The sequence below is a fragment of the Arthrobacter sp. 10N43 genome, from assembly GCF_056394525.1.
Map to the genome: position 1 here is coordinate 178,320 of NZ_JBFTIA010000003.1, position 24,227 is coordinate 202,546.

General features: G+C 67.2%; 19 protein-coding genes. 10 read left to right on the forward strand and 9 right to left on the reverse strand.

Annotation, left to right across the window (positions count from 1 at the left end; genetic code table 11):
• The 4 genes from AC1DDO_RS05640 (at position 1) to tgt (ending at position 3,867) form a co-directional block, all read left to right on the forward strand.
• Positions 1-540, forward strand: coding sequence for an NUDIX hydrolase family protein (locus AC1DDO_RS05640; protein ID WP_441407989.1), 540 nt, complete (start codon positions 1-3; stop codon positions 538-540).
• 119 nt (positions 541-659) lie between these two features.
• Positions 660-1,676: a DUF6707 family protein gene (locus tag AC1DDO_RS05645; protein ID WP_476869447.1), complete on the forward strand. Its 1,017-nt coding sequence runs from the start codon at positions 660-662 to the stop codon at positions 1,674-1,676.
• Positions 1,677-1,752: 76 nt separating this feature from the next.
• Positions 1,753-2,478, forward strand: coding sequence for an SRPBCC family protein (locus AC1DDO_RS05650; RefSeq protein ID WP_476869446.1), 726 nt, complete (start codon positions 1,753-1,755; stop codon positions 2,476-2,478).
• 84 nt (positions 2,479-2,562) lie between these two features.
• Positions 2,563-3,867: a tRNA guanosine(34) transglycosylase Tgt gene (gene tgt / locus AC1DDO_RS05655; protein WP_476971730.1), complete on the forward strand. Its 1,305-nt coding sequence runs from the start codon at positions 2,563-2,565 to the stop codon at positions 3,865-3,867.
• A gap of 161 nt (positions 3,868-4,028) precedes the next feature.
• Here the strand turns inward: tgt and AC1DDO_RS05660 are convergent, their stop codons facing one another.
• Complete coding sequence (locus AC1DDO_RS05660) at positions 4,029-5,048, reverse strand: sugar phosphate isomerase/epimerase family protein (protein WP_476869743.1); 1,020 nt, start codon at positions 5,046-5,048, stop codon at positions 4,029-4,031.
• Positions 5,045-6,223 (reverse strand): Gfo/Idh/MocA family protein, encoded by a 1,179-nt coding sequence (locus AC1DDO_RS05665; protein WP_476869744.1) that lies wholly within the window; start codon positions 6,221-6,223, stop codon positions 5,045-5,047. The genes AC1DDO_RS05660 and AC1DDO_RS05665 overlap by 4 nt, the downstream gene beginning before the upstream one ends.
• A gap of 153 nt (positions 6,224-6,376) precedes the next feature.
• Between AC1DDO_RS05665 and AC1DDO_RS05670 the strand changes: the two genes are divergently transcribed.
• Positions 6,377-7,390 carry a LacI family DNA-binding transcriptional regulator gene (locus tag AC1DDO_RS05670; protein WP_476971586.1) on the forward strand — a complete coding sequence of 338 codons (1,014 nt, stop codon included), beginning with the start codon at positions 6,377-6,379 and terminating at the stop codon, positions 7,388-7,390.
• A 276-nt stretch (positions 7,391-7,666) separates the two neighbouring features.
• Positions 7,667-8,608: a type IV toxin-antitoxin system AbiEi family antitoxin domain-containing protein gene (locus AC1DDO_RS05675; RefSeq protein ID WP_476971587.1), complete on the forward strand. Its 942-nt coding sequence runs from the start codon at positions 7,667-7,669 to the stop codon at positions 8,606-8,608.
• Positions 8,609-8,850: 242 nt separating this feature from the next.
• Here the strand turns inward: AC1DDO_RS05675 and AC1DDO_RS05680 are convergent, their stop codons facing one another.
• Both AC1DDO_RS05680 and AC1DDO_RS05685 read right to left on the reverse strand, forming a co-directional pair.
• Positions 8,851-9,546, reverse strand: a complete 696-nt coding sequence (locus AC1DDO_RS05680) for a queuosine precursor transporter (protein WP_476971588.1) — start codon at positions 9,544-9,546, stop codon at positions 8,851-8,853.
• 376 nt (positions 9,547-9,922) lie between these two features.
• Entirely contained in the window at positions 9,923-11,335 is a 1,413-nt protein-coding gene (locus tag AC1DDO_RS05685) for an MFS transporter (RefSeq protein WP_476971589.1), read from the reverse strand.
• Between the two features lie 157 nt (positions 11,336-11,492).
• Between AC1DDO_RS05685 and AC1DDO_RS05690 the strand changes: the two genes are divergently transcribed.
• Both AC1DDO_RS05690 and AC1DDO_RS05695 read left to right on the forward strand, forming a co-directional pair.
• Positions 11,493-12,377 (forward strand): hydroxymethylpyrimidine/phosphomethylpyrimidine kinase, encoded by an 885-nt coding sequence (locus AC1DDO_RS05690; RefSeq protein WP_476971590.1) that lies wholly within the window; start codon positions 11,493-11,495, stop codon positions 12,375-12,377.
• Positions 12,378-12,434: 57 nt separating this feature from the next.
• The gene (locus tag AC1DDO_RS05695; protein ID WP_476971591.1) at positions 12,435-12,791 is read left to right on the forward strand and encodes an iron chaperone; all 357 of its coding nucleotides are present in this window, start codon (positions 12,435-12,437) and stop codon (positions 12,789-12,791) included.
• Positions 12,792-13,105: 314 nt separating this feature from the next.
• Here AC1DDO_RS05695 and AC1DDO_RS05700 read toward each other — a convergent pair whose 3' ends face one another.
• From AC1DDO_RS05700 to AC1DDO_RS05710, 3 genes are all read right to left on the reverse strand, one after another.
• Entirely contained in the window at positions 13,106-14,362 is a 1,257-nt protein-coding gene (locus tag AC1DDO_RS05700) for a serpin family protein (RefSeq protein WP_476971592.1), read from the reverse strand.
• 136 nt (positions 14,363-14,498) lie between these two features.
• Positions 14,499-16,247 carry a pyruvate dehydrogenase gene (locus AC1DDO_RS05705; RefSeq protein WP_476971593.1) on the reverse strand — a complete coding sequence of 583 codons (1,749 nt, stop codon included), beginning with the start codon at positions 16,245-16,247 and terminating at the stop codon, positions 14,499-14,501.
• 168 nt (positions 16,248-16,415) lie between these two features.
• Positions 16,416-17,900, reverse strand: coding sequence for a helix-turn-helix domain-containing protein (locus tag AC1DDO_RS05710; RefSeq protein WP_476869752.1), 1,485 nt, complete (start codon positions 17,898-17,900; stop codon positions 16,416-16,418).
• 182 nt (positions 17,901-18,082) lie between these two features.
• Between AC1DDO_RS05710 and aceA the strand changes: the two genes are divergently transcribed.
• Positions 18,083-19,426, forward strand: a complete 1,344-nt coding sequence (gene aceA / locus AC1DDO_RS05715; RefSeq protein WP_476971594.1) for an isocitrate lyase — start codon at positions 18,083-18,085, stop codon at positions 19,424-19,426.
• 158 nt (positions 19,427-19,584) lie between these two features.
• Complete coding sequence (aceB, locus tag AC1DDO_RS05720; protein ID WP_476971595.1) at positions 19,585-21,249, forward strand: malate synthase A; 1,665 nt, start codon at positions 19,585-19,587, stop codon at positions 21,247-21,249.
• Between the two features lie 327 nt (positions 21,250-21,576).
• On the opposite strand, the gene AC1DDO_RS05725 is transcribed toward aceB, so the two are convergent.
• Both AC1DDO_RS05725 and AC1DDO_RS05730 read right to left on the reverse strand, forming a co-directional pair.
• Positions 21,577-22,767 carry an MFS transporter gene (locus tag AC1DDO_RS05725; protein WP_476971596.1) on the reverse strand — a complete coding sequence of 397 codons (1,191 nt, stop codon included), beginning with the start codon at positions 22,765-22,767 and terminating at the stop codon, positions 21,577-21,579.
• Between the two features lie 134 nt (positions 22,768-22,901).
• Complete coding sequence (locus AC1DDO_RS05730) at positions 22,902-24,113, reverse strand: ROK family transcriptional regulator (protein WP_441408006.1); 1,212 nt, start codon at positions 24,111-24,113, stop codon at positions 22,902-22,904.
• Positions 24,114-24,227 lie beyond the last annotated feature (114 nt).

A 24,227-nucleotide genomic window follows, 5' to 3' on the forward strand; every position in this document is an offset into this window, starting at 1 on the left:
ATGAACGTGCGCACCCCTGACCCGAATCCCGGCTGGCTCTCCGACGACGACCTGTTCGAAGCCCGTGGCCGGCTGCCGATGGTCTATGTCGAGGCTGTTCCGGTCCGGCTGGACCCGCTCGGGTTCGTGAACGAGGTCGGCACCCTCCTGCAGGCCGACGAGGACGGCACCATGGTCCGTTCCCTGGTGTCCGGCCGCGTTCTCTACCGCGAGACCATCCGCGCCGCGCTCCTCCGCCACATGGAGAAGGACCTGGGCCCGCTGGCCTTCCCGCAGCTGCCGGTCAGCCCGGTGCCGTTTACGGTGGCCGAGTACTTCCCGTCGCCGTCCCATACCGGCTTCACGGACGACCGCCAGCACGCCGTCTCCCTGGCGTACGTCATTCCCGTCACGGGTGATTGCTCCCCGCGGCAGGACGCCCTCGAGCTGACGTGGATGACCCCACAGGAGGTCATGAGCTCGGACGTGCAGCTCGAATTCAGCGGCGGCCGCGGGGCCCTGATCCGGCAGGCGCTGGCCTTCGCGGGCGTCGGCAACTAGCCGGCTCCTTTGGGTCCGGCGACGGCCGGGACGCTCGGGGGCTCCGCTGCGTCCCCGACTTCACGCACCCGATTTTGTAGACTGTTGGGCGGACCGCAAGAGAACTTTAAGGACTCCCGATGACCCACCCCCCAGCCTCCCGGAACTACAGTGAACAGCAGGCTGGCTCTCTGCAGGCCGGCGACCACCTGATCCTGCCCGACGGAGACCGCTCCGCCGAGGTCCAGCGCGTGGACGTCGAAGCCGACGATTTCGGCACTCCCGCAATGGTCCTGGCGACCCTCAGCGGCGGCGGCATGCTGCGGATCGCGGCAGGGTCCACGATCCGGCTCGCGGCGGATGCCGAGCCGGGCATCGCAGTTATATCCGACGGCGCTTCCGACGGCGGTGCTTCTGACGGCGGCGACGATCGGGCGTCCGGGCAGTCCTCCGAGCCGGAAGGTGAGGCACTTGACGCGGCCGCCGTCGTCGTTCCTCCGCTGCCGGTTGCACCGCCCGCGGTGAGCCAGCCCAGCGAGGCGGACCTGGCGCTCATCCCGGCCCCGGAGGGCACGCCGGAGTCTGTGGTGGAGGCCGTGGCCGAGGCCCATCCCGGCTCCGTCGGTGTCCAGCTGCTCGGCGAACGGCTCGCCAAGGGCATCAACACCAAGTCCGGAAGCTGCCTGAAGGACCTCAGCGACCTCGCGCACGAGCTCTTCATCATCCTCAAGGACGCCGAGAACGCCCTGGCGGTAGCCGACCTCCTCAACGTCCTGCCGTTCGACGGCAACCCCGACCGCTGGGCCTCGGTGGAGTCAACCCTGGCGCTGTCCAGCTACATCTGCGGCCAGCTCGGGCAGGACCAGCGCGCCGGGATCTACGAGAAACTCCTCCGCGCGCCCGAGGACATGGAAATGGACCCGTTCAAGGCCAGGATCAACGCCAAGGTCCGGCAGCGCTCGCTCAACGAGCCCAACCTGTACGACAAGGAAATCTTCCGCTCGATCGACAACGCGAACCCGGACGCGGAACGCGAATGGCGGCTGCTGCGGCTTGAGGCACTCCTGTTCCTGCGCGCGCATGGCGGCTCCGAAACCATCGGCGCCACCGAGCTGGACCGCCGGATCGGCAACGAACTCGAGTCGGTCCGCGCCTGAAGCCGGTCCCCCGCCCGTTGGGGCCCTCCGTGGATGGCCCTACCCGTTCGGGGCCCGGGCGTTGTAGATTCACCCCATGACGAACAATCTGAGCGTTGTAATTAATTCTGACGCGCAGCAAGTTTGGACCATGCTGCGCGAACCCGCCCTGATCGCCCAATGGCACGGCTGGGTGGCCGATGACCAAGAGGCCGAAATCAAGGAAATCTACTTCGGCCCCAATGTGGTCGAAGGCGCAGACCACACCTCCCTGGTGGTCGACGGCGGAGACGTCTTTACCTTGAAACCCGTCCCCACGGGCACGGAAGTCAGCGTCACCCGGGCGGCGATCGACCACAATTCCGAGTGGGCGGCCTGGGATGAGGACATCACCCAGGGCTGGCTGACCTTCCTGCACCAGTTGCGCTTTGCCCTGGAACGGCACCCGCACAGCAAGCGCCGGACCTTTTTCTTCTCCGTGCCCGGCACCGGCGGTTCCGCAATAGAAAAACTCGGGCTCAGCGACGTCCCGGCGCCCGGGGACGCGTATTCGCTCACCCTGCCCACGGGCGAGGAGCTCTCCGGCAAGGTGTGGTTCCGCAGCAACCACCAGGTCGGCCTGACGGTGCACCACTACGCCGAGCACGGAGAGGGGCTGCTGATCGTGGCGGACCAGCCCGCCATCGCTGATGTCCGGCCCGACGGCGGATCCCTCGCGATCGTCTCCACCTACGACCTCGGGGCCCACCAGCTGGAGGCGGTCCGCAATTACTGGGACAAGTGGCGGGCTGAGAACTACCCCACATCGGATCCCGTCCACTAAGGCAAGGGCAGCGTTAGCTGGCACACTTGAACCGTGCCAGCCAATCCTGACTCTTCGTCTCTGCCCGAGTCCTTGCCCGCGTCTCTGCCCGGGTCTCTGCCCGGGTCTCTGCCCGGGTCTTCGCCCGCGCCTGCCCGGCAGTCCGAGTTTTCCTTCCGCGTGGGCAAGCGCCTGAGCGAGACGTGCCCGCCGTCGTCCGCGCAGGTAGCCGGAAACGGCGGTGAATTCCTGGGCCGGACCGGCACCATCGCCACCCCGCACGGGGAGATCCAGACCCCGGCGTTCATCGCGGTCGGCACCAAGGCGACGGTCAAATCCGTGCTGCCGGAATCCATCGCCGATCTCGGCGCGCAGGCCGTGCTGGCCAACGCCTACCACCTGTACCTGCAGCCGGGCGCGGACATCCTGGACGAGGCCGGCGGGCTGGGCGCGTTCATGAACTGGCGCGGGCCCACGTTCACGGATTCCGGCGGTTTCCAGGTGATGAGCCTGGGCTCGGGGTTCAAAAAAGTCATCGACATGAAATCGGTAGACAGCTCAGGACCCGACGACGCCGTAGCCCCCGGCAAGGAACGCCTGGCCCACGTGGACGAGGAAGGCGTGTGGTTCAAGAGCCACCTCAACGGCGACCGGCACCGCTTCAGCCCCGAGATCTCCATGAATGTCCAGCACCAGATCGGCGCGGACATCATGTTCGCGTTCGATGAGCTGACCACGCTGCAGAACTCCCGCGGCTACCAGGAGGAGTCCCTGGAACGGACCAGGCGCTGGGCCGAACGCTGCATCACCGAGCACTTCCGGCTCACGGACGAGCGCGCCGGAAAGCCCTACCAGGCCCTGTTCGGGGTGATCCAGGGTGCCCAGTACGAGGATCTGCGCCGCAAGGCGTGCCGCGATCTCGGCGCCATGAACTTCGACGGCTTCGGCATCGGCGGGGCACTGGAGAAAGAGAACCTCGGCACGATCGTGCGCTGGTGCAACGAGGAGCTGCCGGAGAACAAGCCGCGGCACCTTCTGGGCATCTCCGAACCGGACGACATTTTCACCGCCATCGAGAACGGCGCGGACACGTTCGACTGCGTCTCCCCCACCCGGGTGGCCCGCAACTCGGCGTTCTACCACCCCACCGGCCGGTACAACCTCTCCGGTGCCAAGTACAAGCGCGACTTCGGCCCGCTGCAGGAAGGCTGCGACTGCTACGCCTGCCTGAACTACTCGCGGGCCTACATCCACCACCTGTTCAAGGCCAAGGAGATGGTCTCGGCCACCCTGATCTCGATCCACAACGAGCGCTTCGTGGTGAAGATGGTCGACGACGCCCGGCTCGCCATCGAGGCCGGCGACTTCTTCGAGTTCAAGGCCGAAACCCTGGGCCGCTACTACTCGTAGGGTCGTCCCGCCGTCGGGCCGTCCCGCGTCCCGCCGTCGACCCGTCCCGCCTCGTCCCGCCGTCGAGGTCGCCGGAAACGTGCCAGATCGCCGGAAGTTTCCGGCGACCCCGCAGCGTTCCGGCGACCTCGTGGTTGCGAGGGCAGCCAGGCCGCGGGCTGTCAGTTCGTGAGGTGCAGCGACGCCGAGAGCGCAGCGTCAGCGTCCCGCAGCACCTTGGCCGCCACCTGGAGGCCCTCGATCCGGCCCAGGGAGACGTCCTCGTGCTCGATGTTGACGAGCATGTTGGGATCCACCTCGTACAGGGCGCGCAGGAACTCGGTCCAGTAGGCGGTGTCGTGCCCGCGCCCCAGCGCCACGAAGTCCCACGCCGAGGCCTTGGGCCACTCGTTGGCCCACTCGTCGCCGCCGAGGTTGGTGCGGTTTTCCTCCGGGGAGAGTCGGCGGAAGCTGTTGTCCAGGACACCGTAGAGTGCGGCATTGTCCGTGTTCACGCGGACGTCCTTCGCCGCGGCCTGGAACACCAGCGGACCGAGTTCGCGGACCACCGCCACCGGATCCATCTGCTGCCAGAACAGGTGCGAGGCGTCCAGCTCGACGCCCACATGGGTCGCGCCGGTGAGCTCGATGAGCCTGTGAACATCGGCGGTGTTGAACACGATGTTCTGCGGGTGCAGCTCAAGGGCCACCTTCACGCCGTGGTCGGCGGCGAGGAGGTCGGTTTCCTTCCAGAAGTCCGCCGCGATGCCCCACTGGTAGTCCAGCACGTCCAGGGCGGCCGAGTTCCAGGCGTTGACCACCCAGTTGACCGTGGTGGCCCCGGGCTCGCCGCCGGGCAGGCCGGACATGGTCACCACGCGGTCCTGTCCCAGCCGCTGCGCCAGCCGGATGGAGCGGCGGATGTCCTCGGCATGCTTCTCGCCGATTTCACGCTTGGGGTGCAGCGGGTTGCCGTTGCAGTTTAGCCCGGCGATCGAGACACCGGTCCCCTCGAAAATCGCGAGGTAGTCATCGCGGGCCGCATCGGATTCGAGAATCTGGTCCATGGTGGGGACGTGGACCGCCGGCAGGAATCCGCCGGTATTGATTTCGATGCCGGTAAGGCCCAGGTCGGCGATGACCTTCAGCGCCGCGGGAAGCGGCCGGTCGTGCAGGATTGCGTTGTAGACCCCGAGTTTCATAGCGTGATCTTCTTTCCGTTGTTGAGAGCGGATTCGGTGACCGCGCCGAGGAGTTCCATGTTGCGAACGCCCTCGTCGAACGTGGCGCAACGGGGCAGGGACTCTTCTTCACTCAGGCCGGCAACCTCTTCCAGGAACGCCCGGGCCTGGTAGCCGAAGGCGTCGTTCTGGCCGAAGCCGACCTCGGGGGCGTCCATGGCCAGGCCGCCGGCGATGTAGGGGTGGCCCGGACCGAGGATGACCTGGCGGTACCCGTTCTCGTTACCGGAACCGTCGTTGAGGAACAGCTGGATTTCGGAGGGGCGGCGCTGGTCAAATTTGGCCGCACCGTTCTCGCAGAACACTTCGAAGTTGAGGCTGTTGGCGTGGCCGGCCGCGACGCGGGAGACTTCAAAGCTGCCTGCGCCGTTTTCGAACTCTGCGGAGAAGGCCGCGTAGTCGTCGTTCTCGACCGGCTCGAACGTGTCGCTCACCGCTGCATGGTCATGTCCCATGACGGCGCCGAGCGGCAGCGGGCGCTTGCCGATCACGGTGCTGAGGCGGCCGCCGGTGATGGACTTGATGTCGCCGCAGAGGAACTCGGAGACGTACGTCAGGTGGCTGCCGACGTCGGCCAGCGCACCGGAGCCGGGGCCGCCCTTGTAGCGCCAGCTCATCGGCGCCGAGGGGCTGAAGCCGTAGTCGGTCCAGTAGCGGCCGCTGAAATGGAGGACGTTGCCCAGGACACCGTTTCGGATGAGGTCGCGGATGTACGCGATGCCCGGCGTGCGGCGGAAGGTGAACCCGATGCGGGCAATCGAGCTGGCGTTGCGGGCCGCGTCCGCCATGGCGCGGGCGTCTTCGATGGTGTCACTCAGCGGCTTCTCGCACAGCACGTGCTTGCCGGCGGCCAGCAGGCCCTCCACGACTTCGCGGTGCAGGGAGTTCGCGATCACGACGCTCACGACGTCGATGTCATCGGCCTCGGCGATCGCCTGCCACGACGTGTCATTGCGCTCGTAACCAAAACGCTTTGCGGCCAGGGAACCGAACTCGGCGTTGACGTCGCCGATCGAGACCAGCCGGATGGGAGGAAGAACCGGGCTGTACAGCGCAGAGGCCGTCCGGTACGCGGCGGCGTGCGCCTTCCCTGCCATGCCTGCGCCGATTACGGCGACTCCTAAGCTGTCAGCCATCGATTTCTCCTTTGAAATTCGGCCGGGCCACAGGCCCGGTCCTCTAAAATTGGAGCGCTACAAAAACTAGCGCTGATAAGAGCGTAGCTATGTGCATATGTCCTGTCAATGTTTGAACGGTTATCCTCGGATGAGACTTGAAAGGCCCTGCAGATGTCGCTGAACACCCCTCGAACCCGCCGCCCGACGATTTACGACGTCGCCAAGAGCGCCGGAGTTTCCCCGTCGCTGGTCTCACTGGTGCTGCAAAACCCGTCCAAGGTCAGCGAGAAGCGGCGGCAGGCCGTCCAGGCCGCCATGTCGGAGCTGGGATACCGCCCCAGCCGTGCGGCGACCACGCTCGCCAGCAGCCAGACCAAAAGCATCGGACTGGTCATCGACGACTTCCGGAACCTCTGGTTCGTGGACCTCCTGCGCGGTATGGAGTCCGCCCTCTCCCCGCACGGCTACCAGGTCACCCTCGCGGATTCCCGCCCCGGCGAAAACCGCATCACCGAAGCCGTAGACGGGCTGCTGTCCATGCATGTGGAGGGCCTCGTCATTGCCGCGGAGCCCAGCGATTCGATGATGGCCGGGACCTGGGTTCCCGCCGTCGTCGCCGGCTGGCGAAACGGCGTTCCCGCCGGCGCCGACCTCATTACGAACGACGACGACGGCGGCGGCCGCATGGCGGCGGAACACCTGCTGGGGCTTGGCCACACACGGATCGGACATCTTTCGGGCTCCGGCGGCGCCGCCGCGCACCGGCGCGACGGTTTCCGCAGCGGCATCGTGGAGGCCGGTCTCGAGGTCCGGATTGCCGGCGAATCCCAGGGCACCTCCGAGGAAGACGGATATGAGGCAGCCTGCTGGCTGCTGGATAATCACCCCGACACGACCGCCCTGTTCGCGGCCAATGACACCATGGCCCTCGGTGCCCTCGCCGCTGCCAAGGCCCGCGGCCTGTCCGTCCCCTCAGAGCTCTCCGTGATCGGCTACGACAACTCCCAGCTGGCCAAGTCGCGGTATCTGGACCTGACCTCGGTGGATAACCGCAGCGACGTCGTCGGGTCCGATGTCGCAAGCACCCTGCTGGCACGGATCCAGGACCCCACGCTCGAACCGCGGCGCAAGCTGATCGAGCCGGCCCTCATTCTCCGCGGCACCACGGCCCGCTTTCCGGGCTGACCCGGGCCGCCCGGGCGCCTCCCCCGCCTGCCACGCACTCCCCGCGCCGTCCGCCCGGCCTCCGCCCGCCGTCCGCACGGCCTCCCCCTCGCTGCCGAAGTCGCCGGAAGCTCCCGAGCCCGCCGGAAATTTACGGCGTCTCGGCAGCGATCCGGCGAACTGGGCGATTCCGGCTCCGGCGGCCGCGGGCTGCGTCCCCGCGTACCGAGTAGTGCGTTTTCCACATAGCCGCGGCGGAGCCTCCCGGCCACTTTCGGGGCATCCGACACTGGAGGCATGCCATCCACCGCCTTGCTGGAGTTGCCACCATCGGGCAATCTCTGGCGCACTGAACAACTGCTCGATCTGGGATACGGATCGCGGGCCAGCCGCTCGTTCCTGGATGCAGGTACCCTCGTCCGGCTCAGGCACGGCTGCTATATCCGCGCCAGCCTTTGGCGGGCCCAGTCTTCGGCCGCCCGGAGCAGGCAGCTCATCTACGCTCATGCCCACGGAACGCGTACGACGTCGACAGGCGCCTTCCTCTACAGCCACACCTCCGGAGCGCGCCTGCGCCACCTCTACCTCTGGGACGTCGATGACAGGATCCATCTTCTCCAGAAGGTGCACCCTTCGAACGAGCGGCACGGCAAGGACGTCCGCTGCCACACGCGCCCGTTCGCCGAACACGACGTCGCCATGGTGAACGGACTCCGGACGACTTCCCTGGAGCGGACGACGGCCGACTGCGCCATGATGCTGGGCTACAAGCAGGCGCTGATCCTCACCGATCATGCGCTTCGGCTGGGCGCGGACCGAGCCACCCTGCAGGCCATGGCGGATGCACTGGACGGCCGGCGGGGGATCCGGACATTCCGCCGGGTCCTCGCCTCGGCCGATCCGCGGTCCGAATCTCCAGGCGAAACCCTGACCCGCGAACTGATTCTGCGGTGCCGGATCAGGCCGCCTGAGCTTCAGCTGGAGGTTTCTAGCCGCGCCGGGCGCCACCGCCTGGACTTTGCGTGGAAGGAGGAGAAGGTCGCTCTCGAGTTCGACGGGAAGATCAAGTACTTCGATTACAGTCCCACAGCCGAGGTGCTGTTCGGGGAACGACGCCGGGAGAAGGCTCTCACGGAAGAAGGTTGGCTGTTCGTCCGCGTTGAGTGGAAGGACCTCTTCCGCGAGCAGGAATTCAAGAACCGCCTGCTTCGTGCGCTGGCCGGTCGGCCGCACCCCTGAGCGTCGAGGTCGCGGAGCTGTCTGGTTCGTTGGCTGGCCGGCCAGTCGCACCCCCGAGTGTCGAATTCGCGGGAAGCCCACGATGCCGCCGGAAACTTACGGCGAGCCCAGAGGTTTCCGGCGAACTGGTTGGCCGTGGCCAGCGGAATAGGCGGGCGGCGTCGGGGATCCGCGCCACCGCCGGAAGCCCACGGGGTGCGTGTGCCGGCGTCGGGATCGGGCCGGGCGCCTCCGCCTGAGTCTTAGGCCCCGTAGCTCGGTTCGCGCTTCTTGACCCAGCCGATGGCGAGCGTGGTCAGCGGCACGAAGGCGAATTCGACGAGGGTCTTGTACAGGAATCCCACGAGGACGTAGTTCATGAACATACCGGCGTCGGAAATCCCGATCACGGACGCGGCAATGCTGCAGAAGATCAGGGTGTCCACGAACTCGCCCACCACGGAGGATCCCATGATGCGGGCCCACAGGGACCGTTCCCCCGTGCGTGCCTTCATCTTCACGAGGATCCAGGAGTTGATGGTCTGGCCGGCGAGGAAGGCCAGCAGCGATGCCAGCACAATCTGCGGGACCGGACCCAAGGCGCCTTCCAAGGCTGCCTGCTTCGAGGCGCCGTACTCGTCGTCGAACCCCGGGAGGGCGATGATGACCCAGTAGCAGAAGGACGCAAAGACGGAGAGCGCGAAGGCGGTGACGATGGTCTTGCGCGCCACCTTGAAACCATAGACCTCGCTGATGACGTCGCCCAGGATGTAGGCCAGCGGGAAGAGGAAGAACCCGCCGTCCGTGATGATGGGGCCAATTGCCACGCCCTTTGACGCCCCGATGTTGGACAGGATCAGCACCACGGCCATGACGGCCAGCATGATGCCGAAATACGGGGATCCGATCGAGGCGAATTTCGGTGGGGCTGACGCCGGGAAGGTCTTGGCGGATGTCATGGGCAATCCATTCGTAGTGGTTCGCTCGGCGGCCCGTACCCGCAAGGGGAAGACCCAGGGACGCCGGCTGTATTAGCACTGGACGGCCCCGGTGACACACGACTCCGGAACCGCCCCCATTCTCGCACCCGGCGGTCCGGGCAAGGCGTGGCGGACCGAAACCCACCAGGATTGGAAATCTGCATGGCCTCTTGGGTTGCCCTCCCTGGGATAGCAAACCTGCCATGGCGAGGTGCCACGAGTTCGCCGGAGGCTCTCGAGGTCGCCGGAAATTAACGGCGCCTTGGCACGCTTCCCGCGAATTCGCGGGCGGCGGGCGGGCATGCGGCGGGCAGCCGGCGGGCGCGCGGGCGGCGGCACGGGCAGGCGGGCGGACCTAGCGGCGCGAGGCGTCGATGAGGTCCTTACCGTCGTCCCTGCGTCCGTCGCCCGGCACAACGGCGCCGGCGGCAGGCTCCCAGGCGTGGCCCTGCTCGTGATCCAGGTGCGTGGACTTCTTGTTCTTCAGCGCGAAGATGTAGACCAGCAGCGAGATGCCGATCGAAACCGTGACGTAGGTGAAGAACAGTTCCTCCTTGCCGGCCTTCTGCAGGGCCGCGCCGATCAGCGGCACGGTGCCGCCGAACAGGGAGTTGGCGATCGCGTAGCCCAGGCCGACGCCGAGGGCGCGGATGGAGGCCGGGAACAGCTCGGCTTTCACCAGGGCGTTGATCGAGGTGTAGCCGCCGACGATCAACAGGCCGCCCATCATCAGCAGGAATGCAGTGAACGGGTCCTTGGTGCCGGCCAGGGTGGAGAGCAGCGGCCAGGTGAACAGGACGCCGGTGATGCCGAACCAGAGCAGGAGCGGCTTGCGGCCCACCTTGTCCGAGATGATGCCGTAGACCGGCTGGAGCAGCATGAAGATGAACAGCGCCCAGAAGTTGATCACCGAGGTGTCGGTCTTGGCGATACCCGAGGTGTCATTCATGAACTTCAGGATGAAGTTGGTGTACGTGTAGAACGCCACGGTGCCGCCGAGAGTGATGCCGATGCAGATCATCAGCGGCTTCCAGTAGCTGGTGAACAGGAGCTTCATGGTGCCCGGCTGCGCTTGGCCGGCCACCGCGGGGGCCTTGGCAGCCTCGATCTGTTCGGCGGAGACGGTCTCCTCCATGGAGCGCCGCAGCCACAGGACCACAAGGGCCGCGACGCCGCCGATCGCGAACGGGATCCGCCAGCCCCACTCGCCGAGGTCGGCCTTGGGCATCACGTTCTGCAGAATGACCAGGACCAGCAGTGCCAGCATCTGGCCGCCGATCAGGGTGACGTACTGGAAGCTGGAGAAGAACCCGCGGCGCTTGGTGGTGGCGGCCTCGGACATGTAGGTGGCGCTGGTGCCATACTCGCCGCCCACCGAGAAGCCCTGGATTACCCGGATGAGCACCAGCAGGATCATTGCCCACAGGCCGATCACGTCCTGGGTGGGCAGCACCGCGATGGCGAAGGAACCGGCGGACATCATGGTCACGCTCAGGGTCAGGGCGGCCTTGCGGCCCTTGCGGTCGGCGTAGCGGCCAAAGAACCAGGCGCCGATCGGGCGCATCAGGAAAGACGTCGAGAATACGGCCATCGCCTCAAGGCCGGCCTGGAGGTCGTCATTGGAGTTGAAGAAGTGGGCCTGAAAGTAGGCTGCGAAGACGGTGTAGACGTAGAGGTCGTACCACTCGACAAGGTTGCCGGCCGAGCCTTTGAGGATGTTGCCAACGGCTTTCCGGGTCTGGGCCGCTTCGGACAGTTGAGTGCTCATCAATGAACCTTCCTGGATCCGGCGCCGCCTGTAAGCAACACCGCCCGCCACCCTAGTCCGAGTGATCCGGAACACTCGGGTTTTGTTCATACTGTTCACGGAATGCTTGTTCAGGAGCACAATGCGGGTGGTTTTGGCGGGATGGCAGGATGGGACCATGACTTCTACCGCATTCGATTCCGCTGCTTTGGCTGTTTCCGCTGCCGCCTCCGACACCGGTTCCTCCCCCGCCGTCGCGCTGACAATCGCAGGCTCCGAAGCGACCGGCGGCGCCGGTGCGCAGGCTGACCTGAAGACCTTCCAGGAACTCGGCGTGTTCGGGATCGCCAACCTGACCTGCATCGTGTCCTTCGACCCGAAGGACAACTGGAACCACCGCTTCGTTCCGGTGGACCAACAGGTCATCGCGGACCAGCTGGAGGCGACGACGGCGGCCTACGGTGCCGAATCCGGCGCACCGGCCGTATTGGACACCGTCAAGATCGGCATGCTGGGCAGCCCCGCGACGATTTCGACCGTGGCGTCTGCGCTGGCCGGCGGGCAGTTCGCCAACGTGGTGCTGGATCCGGTTCTGATCTGCAAGGGCCAGGAGCCGGGCCACGCCCTCGACACCGACCAGGCGCTCAAGTCCCACATTCTGCCGCTGGCTACCTTCGTCACGCCGAACCACTTCGAGGCCGAATCGCTCTCCGGGCTGGAAATCACCGACGTCGAGTCTCTCAAGGCCGCGGCGGTCCGCATCCATGAGCTCAGCGGGGCTGCTGTCCTTGCGAAGGGCGGCGTGCGGCTGGACGGCCCTGACGCCGTCGACGTGTACTACGACGGGCAAACCCTGGAAGTCCTGTCCGCCCCGAAGGTGGGCGAGGTGGCCGTGTCCGGCGCCGGATGCTCGCTGGCCGCCGCCGTGACGGCCGAACTCGCCAAGGGCGCGACACCGCTGGCGGCCGCCCGGACCGCGAAGGCGTTTGTGACCGCCGGAATCCGCAACCGGGTGGCGTCGGGTGCCCCGTTCGATGCGTTGTGGCAGGGCGGCCCGCGCTAGCCCGTTGCATGAGATCGTCAGACGTGAACCTTGAAGGGGATGGGTGGAGAGGCGGCAATGGCACAGCACTTTGAGTCCGTGGAGGAGTACATCGCCTCGTTTCCTGCCGGCGTGCAGGAGATCCTGCAGGAGATCCGGCGGCGGTGCCATGCCGCGGTACCCGGATCAGGGGAGGCGATCAGTTACGGCATCCCCACAATCACGCTCGACGGCAAATACGTGGTGTATTTCGCGGGCTGGGCACACCATATCTCCGTCTACCCCGTGCCCGACGGCGACGAGTCATTGAGCGCGGAACTCGCGCCGTACCGCGCCACGAAGGGCACGTTGAAGTTCCCGCTGCAGAAGCCCGTCCCGTACGAGCTGATCGGAAAGGTGGCCGCGGCCGTCGCCCGGGAACGCCGGGGTTCCTGACCGGGCCCCACATAGCCCCTGAGGTCGCCGGGATCGCCGGAAAGCCCCGAGACCGCCGGAAAATTCCGGCGGTCTCGAGAGCTTCCGGCGATCTGGGTCCCGGCCGGCCATCGGTCAGCGCGGGTCCGAGACCGCCCGGGTGAAAGCGGGAACCCGGTCAGCGGGTCCGAGACCGCCCGGGTGAAAGCGGGAACCCGGTCAGCGGGTCCGAGACCGCCCGGGTGAAAGCGGGAACCCGGTCAGCGGGTCCGAGACCGCCGGAAAATTCCGGCGGTCTGGAGAGCTTCGGGCGACTTGGATCCCGGCCGACCCGGTCAGCGCGGGTCCGAGACCTTGCCCATGAAGAGCGGGAGTCCGGTCTCGCTGTGCACGATCTGGTAGTGGAACGGCCGGTCGAAGTCGATGGTCTGGTCCGGGACGGGCGGCACACCGGTCACGGCGCCGTCAATCTGCGTCACTGCCGCGGCCACCGTTCCTTTCTCCGCAACGGTGATGTTGGCAGCCTGGGCGGCCTTGGCGATGGTGAGCCTGCGCTGTATGGCATCGAAGTCTTCTGTGGTGACCAATGTCTGGGTCAGCCCCAGCGACGCGAGTACTTTCCGGAGGTCGAAGCTGCTCTTGTGGTCCCACCGGGGCAGGGAAATCAGTACGGAGACCTCCGGGGCCGTGTCCAGGGCCGCCGCAATCTCCGCCAGCTTGGCGGCCGTGAGGGTCTCCGGCCCAACCCCGGGACCGGGCAGCACCAGCCGCATGACAAATCCTTCGGCGTACGGCAGGGCCGCAGCCCGCCAGCCGGCCCCTTCCGCGTAGGCCAACTGCAGCTCCTGGTGCATCGTGGGCACGCTGATTTCCTCGCCGTCGGCCTTGGTGAAGGAGTAGTCAGAAGTGTTGTTGGGGTCGAAAGGCGACTTCCATGCCGCGGCAAAGTACAGGGCATTGAGGAGGCTGAAGGTGTTGTCGCGATCGTACGCCGTGGGGGCCTTCTTGATCCGGCCGCCGGTGTTCCGGTCCACCCAGGCATCCAGGGCGGGCCGGGTGGCGGCCTCATCCCGGAAGTCCACCGGGTACACCCCGGTGCCGTAGTGCCGGGCCAGGGTTTCCAGGTAGTTCTGTCCGGTGGCTACGTTCTTGTCCACGAACAAGCCATTGGCCGCGTGCATGACCGGCTTCCGGGGCGGGTTCTTTTCGTCGACCGAGCCGGGATCGCCGTCGTACGCCGCCAAGGACGCGAGCAGGGCGTTCATGGCCTCATCCCGGTTGCCGTCCGGCAACCCCAGCACCTTGTCCATTTCGAGGGCGGTCGCCCCGGAAGCCCCTGCCCGCAGCATTGCGAGCGCTATCAGCAGGCTACCCGGGGACGACACCACGTTTCCTTCGGACCCTTCACCGCCGTCTGCCAGCAGAGCGGCTCCCAATGTCAGGGCGGAAGCCCGGAATGCCTTCAGTTCGGCAGCGTACAAGGTGCGGTTCACCGTAACCCGCTCAACGCCGTCGGCCATCCGGAGCCCGGGCACCGGTGGCGAACACGCCGTGAGCGCCACGATGGTCCCCGCCGCCACCATTGTCCCCATGCGGTGATTTTTCATTGCCACTCCCGTCGTTTCGTTGGTGCGAGGTCGCCGGAAAGCTGCGGGCTCGCCGGAAAATTCCGGCGAACTGGCGAGGTTCCGGCGAACTGGCAAGGTTCCGGCGAACTCGAAGGACCCCTCAGCGCCGGGGTATGTTCCGCAGGTTGCTCCGGGCCATGCTGACGGCCTCGCCGGCGCCCCGGTTGAGGACCACCTTGGACATGGCCGTGGCGAAGCCCAGGACCTGCGCGCCCTTGATCTTCGGCGGGAGGGAGAGCGCCTTGGGGTCCGTGATGAGCTCCACGAGCGACGGACCGGGGTGGGCGAAAGCGGCCCGGTACGCTGCCTCGATGCGGGACGGGTCCGTGACGCGGACGGCGTGGAAGCCCAGGGCCCGGGCAACGTCCGCGTAGTTGGCGTCCGGGACGTCCACGCCGAAGTCGGGGAGCCCGTCCACCAGCATTTCGAGTTTCACCATGCCCAGGGTGGAGTTGTTGAAGACCACCACGTTGACGGGCAGCCGGTGCGCGGCCACGGTGATGAGCTCGCCCAGCAGCATGGACAGGCCGCCGTCGCCCGAAACGGAGACCACCTGCCGGCCGGGGTAGGCCAGCTGGGCGCCGATCGCGTGCGGCAGGGCGTTGGCCATGGACCCGTGCAGGTACGAGCCGATCAGCCGGCGGGTGCCCAGCGGGTTGATGTACCGGGCGGTCCAGACGTTGCACATGCCGGTGTCGGCAGTGAAGATCGCGTCCTCGGCCGCCACCTGGTCCAGCAGAGAGGCCGCGTATTCCGGGTGGATCGGCTGCTTTTTCCCGACGTTGCGGGTGTATGCCCCCACGGCCTTGTTCATGAGCCGGTCGTGCTTTTTGAGCATCTGGTTCAGGAAGCGGCGGTTCTTCTTCGGCTGCAGCTGCGGCATCAGGGCGGCCAGGGTGGGCAGCACGTCCCCATGGACGGCAACGTCGACGTCGGTCCGCCGGCCCAGCTTGTGCGCGGCCCGGTCCACCTGCGCCGTCCGGGTTCCGGGGAGGAACTGGTTGTACGGGAAGTCGGTGCCCAGCAGGATCAGCAGGTCCGCGTCCTCGATGCCTTCGGCCGCGGCACCGTAGCCCAACAGCCCGGTCATGCCGATGTCGTAGGGGTTCGCGTACTGCATGAAGTCCTTGCCGCGGAGGCTGTGGCCGATCGGCGCAGCGAGCAGTTCGGCCAGGGCAATCACCTCGTCATGCGCGCCTTCCACGCCGGCGCCGGCAAAGATGGCGACCTTCCCGGCGGCGTTGATGGCCTCCGCCAGTTCCCGCACACTGGTGGGGTCCGGGGTCAGCGTCGCCGGCCTGAACGCTGCCGGGGCCGGGGTTTCGGCCGTCGCCTCCAGCGCAGCGATATCACCGGGCAGGGTCACGACGGCGACACCCCGGAGCCCGATCGCGTGCTGGATGGCGCTGTGCATGACGCGGGGCGCCTGCTCCGCGGTGCTGATCAGCTCGGAGTAGACCGAGCACTCGTTAAAGAGCCGGTCCGGATGGGTCTCCTGGAAGAAGCTGCTGCCGATCTGCGCGCTGGGGATGTGCGAGGCGATGGCCAGGACGGGCGCGCCAGAGCGGTTGGCGTCGTAGAGTCCGTTGATCAGGTGCAGGTTGCCGGGCCCGCAGGAGCCGGCGCACACGGCGAGCCGGCCGGTCAGCTGGGCTTCGGCCGCGGCGGCGAAGGCGGCCGCCTCCTCGTGCCGGACGTGGATCCAGTCGATGCCGCCCTGCTGCGAGCCGCCGGTCTTGCGGACGGCGTCGACGATCGGGTTGAGGCTGTCCCCCACGATCCCGTAGATCCGCTGCACGCCGGCAGCCTGGAGTTGTTCGATGAGCTGGGTGGCAAGTTCCTTGGCCATGGGTGCACGCTCCCGGAAGAAGGATCGATGAGCTGACACAGGCCAATATAGTCCGCACCGCTGTCAGCCACGCCCAGGAACCCCGCGTCCGTGCTCCCGCGGCGCCCCGGGGCGCCGGGAGGGATGCGGAAGTGCCCGTCCACTGGCCTGTGAACGCGAGCCCCGGCGTCAGTTCCCGGAGTGCGCCTTCAGGAAGGCGTAGACCTCGGTTTCGTCCACGCCGGGGAACGCGCCCGGCGGCATCGCTGCCAGCAGGTGGGAGTGGGCCCGGGCCGAGGGCCAGGCGTTGCCGGCCCATTCGGCGGTCAGCGACGCCGGCGGGCGGCGGCAGCAGCTTTCGTCCGGGCACGTGGATTTGGACCGCTCCGTTGTTTCGCGGCCGCGGAACCACTTCACGTGCGCATAGGGGACGCCGACGGAGAGCGAGAACTCGCCGTTGGCGGAGCGTTCCGTCCGGGCCGTACACCAGTAGGTCCCGGCCGGGGTGTCGGTGTACTGGTTGTAGGCGCTGAACTTGTCCGGCACGTCGAACACCACCCGGGACGTCCAGTTCTTGCACGAGGGCTGGCCCTCGATGGCGCCGGTGTGGTCCTGCGGGAACGTCACGCCGTCGTTTTCGTAGGCCTTGTAGATGATGCCGCTCTTGTGCGTCTTCTGGAAGTGGGTGCGGATGTCCAGGTGCTGGGTGGCGAGATTGGTGAACCGGTGGGCGGCGGTCTCGTAGGAAACGGCGAAGGCGTCCCGGATGTCCTCGACGGCGATTTCCTTCGCCTGTTTGGCGCGCTGCAGAAATTCCACGGTCGCCTGTTCGGGCAGGAGGAGCGCTGCGGCAAAGTAGTTGGTGGCCACGCGCTGCATCAGGAAATCCCCGTAGTTCGACGGCGTCTGGTGGCCCAGGACGTAGTGGCCCAGGGCCTGCAGCAGCACCGAACGGGGGTCGTGATCGGTGCGCTGGTTCTGTGTGAGGTAAATTCTGCGGTTCTTCAGATCGGTCACGGACCGGGTGGAATGCGGCAGATCGGCCACGTGGTGGAGGCTGAATCCAAGGTGGCCGGCGATGTCCGCGATGACGTGGTGGGACAGCGGACCGCTCGTGTGGCCCACCGAGGCCAGGACCTTCTGCGCCTCCGCCTCATACTCCGGGAAATAGTTGTTCCGTTCGCGCATCATCGCCCGCAGTTCACCGTTCGCGCGGCGGGCCTCCTCCGGCGTCGCCACCTGCTCGTTGAGCCGGCGTTCCAGCTCGTGCTGCAGGCCCACCATTGACTCCAGCACATCCATCGGAAGCCGCGAACTGATGCGGATTTTCGGCAGGTTCAGGGACTCATAGAGGGGGCTGCGCTGGTAGCGTTCCAGCTCAATTTCCAGCGCGGCGCGGCGGTTGGGCGGCTCGGCCCCCAGGAGCTCGTCGATGCTGACGCCGAGGGCCGCGGCGAGCTGCTGGAGCAGGCCGAGTTTGGGCTCGCGCTTGCCGTTTTCGATCAGGCTCAGCTGGCTCGGGGCCGTCCCGACGGCGGCACTCAGGTCGTCCAGCGTGAGGCCGGCAGCCTTGCGCAAATGACGGACGCGGCGGCCCAGGCTGATGACGTCCACCTCGGGCGCGGCGGACGACGGCGGGGTTGCGGCTTTGCTGTTCCAGCTCGTAAGCGACATTTCTGAAGAATACGTTAAGAAGTGCGTTTCTTTCCATGCTTTTCATCTAGAAAGCCTCTTGAAAGTGCAGAAAAGTAGATCTCACGGAAAGATTCACCATCCGGGAACAACCGGCCGGGACCTGCAGAGACGCAGGAACCGCTCCCGGAACCACCAATCCCGGACCCACCAAGGAGACAAAGATGACTGCAGCATTTGAGCCCACCCAGCAGCCGTCCGGCCAGGACACAACACAGCAGGCCGCCGCACTGGAGCTCGAGTGGGCCGCCAACCCGCGCTGGGAAGGTGTCGCTCGGGACTACTCAGCCTCCGACGTCGTCCGCCTCCGCGGCCGCGTCTCCGAAGAACACACCCTGGCCCGCCGCGGCTCCGAAAAGCTGTGGAAGCAGCTCACGCAGGAGCACAAGGAAGGCAAGTACACCAACGCCCTGGGCGCCCTGACCGGCAACCAGGCCGTGCAGCAGGTCAAGGCCGGGCTCCGCGCCATCTACCTCTCCGGCTGGCAGGTCGCCGCCGACGCCAACAACTCCGGCCACACCTATCCGGACCAGTCGCTCTACCCGGCGAACTCGGTCCCGACGGTGGTCCGCCGCATCAACAACGCGCTGCTCCGGGCCGACCAGATCGAGTTCTCCGAGGGCATCCAGACGGTCGAGGACTGGATGGTCCCGATCGTCGCCGACGCCGAGGCCGGCTTCGGCGGCCCGCTGAACGCCTACGAGCTCATGAAATCCATGATCCAGGCCGGCGCCGCAGGCGTGCACTGGGAAGACCAGCTCGCCTCGGAAAAGAAGTGCGGCCACCTCGGCGGCAAGGTCCTGATCCCCACCCAGCAGCACGTCCGGACGCTGAACGCGGCCCGCCTCGCCGCCGACGTCGCCGGCACGCCGTCGGTCATCATCGCCCGCACCGACGCCGAGGCGGCCACCCTGATCACCTCCGACGTCGACGAGCGCGACCAGGAATTCATCCTCCGCGAAGGCGGACAGCCGGTCCGGACCCCGGAAGGCTTCTACAAGGTCCGCAACGGGATCGAACCCTGCATCGCCCGTGCCAAGGCCTACGCCCCGTACTCGGATCTCATCTGGATGGAGACCGGCACCCCGGACCTGGAGCTGGCCCGCAAGTTCGCCGAATCCGTCAAGGCCGAGTTCCCGGACCAGATGCTCTCCTACAACTGCTCGCCGTCGTTCAACTGGCGCAAGCACCTCGACGACGCCACGATCGCGAAGTTCCAGCGCGAACTCGGCGCCATGGGCTTCACCTTCCAGTTCATCACCCTGGCCGGCTTCCACGCCCTGAACTACTCGATGTTCGACCTCGCCCACGGCTACGCCCGGGAAGGCATGAGCGCCTACGTCGAGCTGCAGGAGAAGGAATTCGCCTCCGAGTCCCGCGGCTACACCGCGACCAAGCACCAGCGCGAAGTCGGCACCGGCTACTTCGACGACATCGCCACCGCGCTCAACCCGAACGCATCCACCCTGGCCCTGGTGGGATCCACCGAAGAAGGCCAGTTCCACTAATCCCCAGCCGCCCCCTCCGCTCGCAAGCTCGCGAGGGAACCCGGCGGCCGTGGCCCCACACTCTTCCCGCCAGTTGCTCTATCACTTTTGGTCCTCATCGGCCGCCTTTGGGGACCAAAAGTGATAGGGCAACAGCGGACTTTCAAGGAGCAACTCCCATGAACAGCTTCACTGACAACTTCACCATCAACGGGATCACGCTGACCGCGCAGCCGATTTGCCGGCAGAGCGAGGTTCTTACTCCAGACGCCTTGGCCTTTGTTGCCAAGCTGCACCGGGCCACCGCGGGGCGCCGGCAGGAGCTGCTGCAGGCACGCCAGGAACGCCGCCACCAGATCTCCAAAGGCCAGGATCCGCGGTTCCTGCGTGAGACCGAGTCCGTCCGCAACGATCCGAACTGGCGCGTCGCTCCCCCGGCCCCAGGCCTGGAGGACCGCCGGGTGGAAATCACCGGGCCGGTGGACAAGAAGATGACCATCAACGCGCTGAACTCCGGCGCCAAAGTCTGGCTCGCGGACATGGAAGACTCCTCCACCCCGTCCTGGCGCAACGTGATCCAGGGCCAGCTCAACCTCACGGACGCGCTGGAACGCCGGATCGACTTCACCTCGCCCGAGGGCAAGGAGTACAAGCTGCGCCCGGCCGGGGAACTGCCCACCATCGTGGTACGGCCCCGCGGCTGGCACCTGCCGGAAAAGCACATGCTCATCGACGGCACCCCGATTGCCGGCGGCATTGTGGACTTCGGCCTGTACTTCTTCCACAACGCCCGCCGCCTGATCGCCCAGGGCAAGGGGCCCTACTTCTACCTGCCGAAGATCGAGAGCCACCTCGAGGCCCGGCTGTGGAACGACATCTTCATCCTGGCCCAGGACCTGCTGGGCATCCCGCAGGGCACCATCCGCGCCACGGTGCTGATCGAGACCATCACGGCGGCGTTCGAGATGGAGGAAATCCTCTACGAACTGCGGGACCACGCCGCGGGCCTGAACGCCGGCCGCTGGGACTACATCTTCTCCCTGATCAAGAACTTCCGCACCCGGGGCCCCCGCTTCGTGCTGCCGGACCGCGGCCAGGTCACCATGACCCAGCCGTTCATGCGGGCCTACACCGAACAGCTGGTCCGGGCCTGCCACAAGCGCGGCGCCATGGCGATCGGCGGCATGGCCGCGGCTGTCCCCAACCGCAAGGACCAGGACGCCAACGCGATCGCCTTCGAGAAGGTCCGTGCCGACAAGACCCGTGAGGCCGGTGACGGCTTCGACGGTTCGTGGGTGGCGCACCCGGACCTGGTGCCGGTCTGCCGCGAGGTGTTCGACGGCGTCCTCGGCGACCGGCCGAACCAGCTCGAGCGCCTCCGCGAGGACGTCACCCCGGATGACCGCGCCCTCCTGGACATCTCCACGACCACCGGAACCATCACCGAACAGGGCATCCGGAACAACATCGAAGTAGGGATCCGCTACATCGAGTCGTGGCTGCGCGGCAACGGCGCGGTGGCCATCCACAACCTGATGGAGGACGCCGCCACCGCGGAGATCTCCCGCTCCCAGCTGTGGCAGTGGATCTTCTCCCGGGCCATCACGGACCACGGCGATGTGATCACCCGCGAGTGGGTGGAGGACATGCTGGACGAGGAATTCGCCAGGCTGGAACGCTTCGAAGGGGACCGTTTCGCCGACGCGCGGGACATCTTCGAGGAAGTCACGCTCAGCACCGAGTTCCCGGCGTTCCTGACGCTCCCGGCCTACGACCGGTTCCTGCATGAAGCGCGCGACGGCGCCGATCCCGTCCGCGCGGCGGCCGCCCTCATCCCGGCGTAGGACCCTCGCCCAGGACCCGGGCGCAAGACCCCGGCCCAGGACCCTGGCGCAGGACCCAATGGCCCCGGGCGACCGGGTCCGCAACGATTTCCGTTAGCTGGGCTGCCATGCCCTTCGCAACAGGCACCCCGAGATCCGGGTGGCAGCCCAGCAACGGAAGATCCCGTGCACTCGACAACGGCGTCGGGATGCCAGATTTGATATGGCAGATAAGGCCCATGTTCTTCGCGAACATGGGCCTTATCTGTGGTCTCGACATCTATAGTCTCGGCACGGCGGGCCCGGGCGGTGAGATCTAGTGCGGCGAGATCTAGTGCGGCAAGAGATCTAGTGCGGCTTCGGCACCTTGCGCAGGGACAGCGCGGTGCCCAGGATGAACGCGGCCACGGAGCACAGGATCATCAGCAGCGGGCCGGTCCAGGCCCCGGATACCCCGTGCACGTAGCCCAGGAGGGTCGGTGCCACCGCGCCGAAGGAGTATCCCGTCCCCTGGACTATGGCGGACATCCGGGCCGCCGAGGCCTGGTCCCGGGCCAACCGGATGATGGCGAGGAAGATCAGTGTGATGCCGCCGCCCTGGGCCACACCGCCGAAGGAACACCAGAGCCACCACAGCTCCGGCGCGAGCAGCAGGCCCAGCGGAACGGTGAGCCACAGCAGTCCCAGGGTGAGGCCCACCGCCGTCGTGCTGGCGAAACGGGCCGCGAGCGGCACGCCCAGCCCGCCAACAATGGCCAGGATCTGGAAGAGCGAGGACCCTGCCCCGGCGGCCGCGGGCGCCATACTGAGCTCGTCCGCCAGCAGGCTCGGCAGCCAGGCCGTCACCCCGTAGTAGGAGAAGGCCTGCCCGGCGAACCCGAAGGTCAGGGCTGCCGTGATCCACCGGGACGTGAGCTTGCCGGCCGGACGCCCAGGGTCGGCCGTGGGGACGGCGGCAGGAGTGAAGGCCCGCCGGCCGCCCACGGCGATCATCCAGACCGCGAGTGCCGACAGCGCGAAGAGGCCGCTCGCGGCGATCGCGGGCCGCCAGCCCAGCAGCTCAGCCAGTGGCGCCGACACCATGGAGGTCAGGAACGAGCCGATGTTCAGCGCCGCGGTGTATGTGCCCATCGCCGCACCCTGCCGGGCCGGGGTGAAGTCCCGCCGGATGATCAGCGGGACCACGATGTTGCCGATCGTGATGGCCACGCCGAGGATCACGGTGCCCAGCATGACCAGGGCGCCGCCGCCGGCCGAGCGGACCACGACGCCCAAAAGCACGCCGAGCAGGGTCAGGGTGATGGCGAACTCGGGGCCCAGCCTGCGCCCGGCCAGCGAGGCCAGCGGCGCGGCCAGGGCAAAGCACAGGACCGGGATCCCGGTCAGGAATCCCAGTTCCACCGGGGTGAATCCGAGATCGGCCTCGAGTTGGGCGACCACCGGGGCCACGGCCACTAAGGGTCCGCGCATATTCAGGGCGATGAGCCCGATCGCCAGCATGAGGAGCCAGCCGCGCGGTGCCCGGCCCACGTCGCTCATGGAGTGGGCCGTTCCCCGGCCGGCAGGCAGAAATATGATTTCATCAGTCCCATTGCTATCACGGGCGTCCGCCGCACCGGCCGAATGTGACGCGCCCGCCGCACGTGCCGAAAATGACGCTCCCCGGGACACCCCTAGCCCGTGGCCTGCAGGGTCGCCTCGATGACGGCGGGTGAGAGCACGTGCTGGGTGACCATCTGGCTGGCGCCGAGGATGGCGGCCTTGTCTCCGGCCCGGGACAGGCCGATCCGCAGATGCGTCGTGGCCAGGGGCAGCGAGCGCCGGTAGACCACCTCGCGGACCCCGGCCATCAGGTGTTCCCCGGCCTGGCCGAGGCTTCCGCCGATCACAATCACCGAGGGGTTCAGCAGGTTCACTACCGTGGAGAGTACGTCGCCGAGGTCCCTGCCGGCCTGCCGCAGCGCCTGGATGGCCTGCAGGTTTCCCTCCGCGACGAGGCGCAGCACATCGCCGCCGTCGTGCGCCGGCAGGCCCTGCTGCGTCAGCGCCTTGGCGACGGCGGGTCCGGACGCCAGGGCTTCGAGGCACCCGTAGTTTCCGCAGCGGCACAGCACGTCATCGCCGCGCGGAACCCGGACGTGGCCGAGGTCGCCGGCGGTTCCGTTGGCCCCGCGCTGGAGCTCGCCGCTGCTGATGATGCCGGCGCCGATGCCGGTGGCGACCTTGATGAACAGGAGGTTCTCGTCCCCGGGCCAGTGCGCCGTGCGTTCGCCGAGCGCCATGATGTTCACGTCGTTGTCCACCAGTACCGGAACCGGAAGGGACCGCTGGACATGGCGAACGACGTCGAACCCGTCCCAGCCGGGCATGATCGGCGGCTTCACCGGCATGCCGGTGGCGTGCTCCACGGGACCCGGGAGTCCGATCCCTGCGCCGGCCAGCTCTGCGGTGCTCCGGCCGGCCTCACCAAGCAGCCGCAGCCCTTCCTCGATCACACGGTCCAGGACAACAACCGGGCCGTCCGCGACGTCCTGCGCCAGCCGGCGCTCCGCGAGGACCGTCCCGCCGAGATCCGTGACGGCGATGATCACGTGCGTGGCCCCGACGTCGACCGCCAGGACTACCCGGGCGGCGGGATTGAAGGCAAAGCGCGACGGCGGCCTGCCGCCGCTGGAGCTCGCCTCCCCGGCGGGTCCCACGAGGCCTGAAACCATCAGCGCGTCGATGCGGGATGCGACGGTGGAGCGTGCCAGCCCGGTGGTCAGCGCAAGTTCCGCGCGGGTCCGTGCCCTGCCGTCGCGCAGGAGTTGGAAGAGGTCACCGGCGCGGGACAGACTGCCGCCGGCCTCTAGGGCTGCGGACTCGGTACCCGTCGTCGAACTCATGAGTAAGTGATAGCACGAAGGCCTTCTGCATGTCACGCCACAGAAAGTTTGGAACGAAGTTTGCAACTTTTGCTTGACGCTCGTCAAAAGTATCTCTAGCTTTGGGTGTGAGCC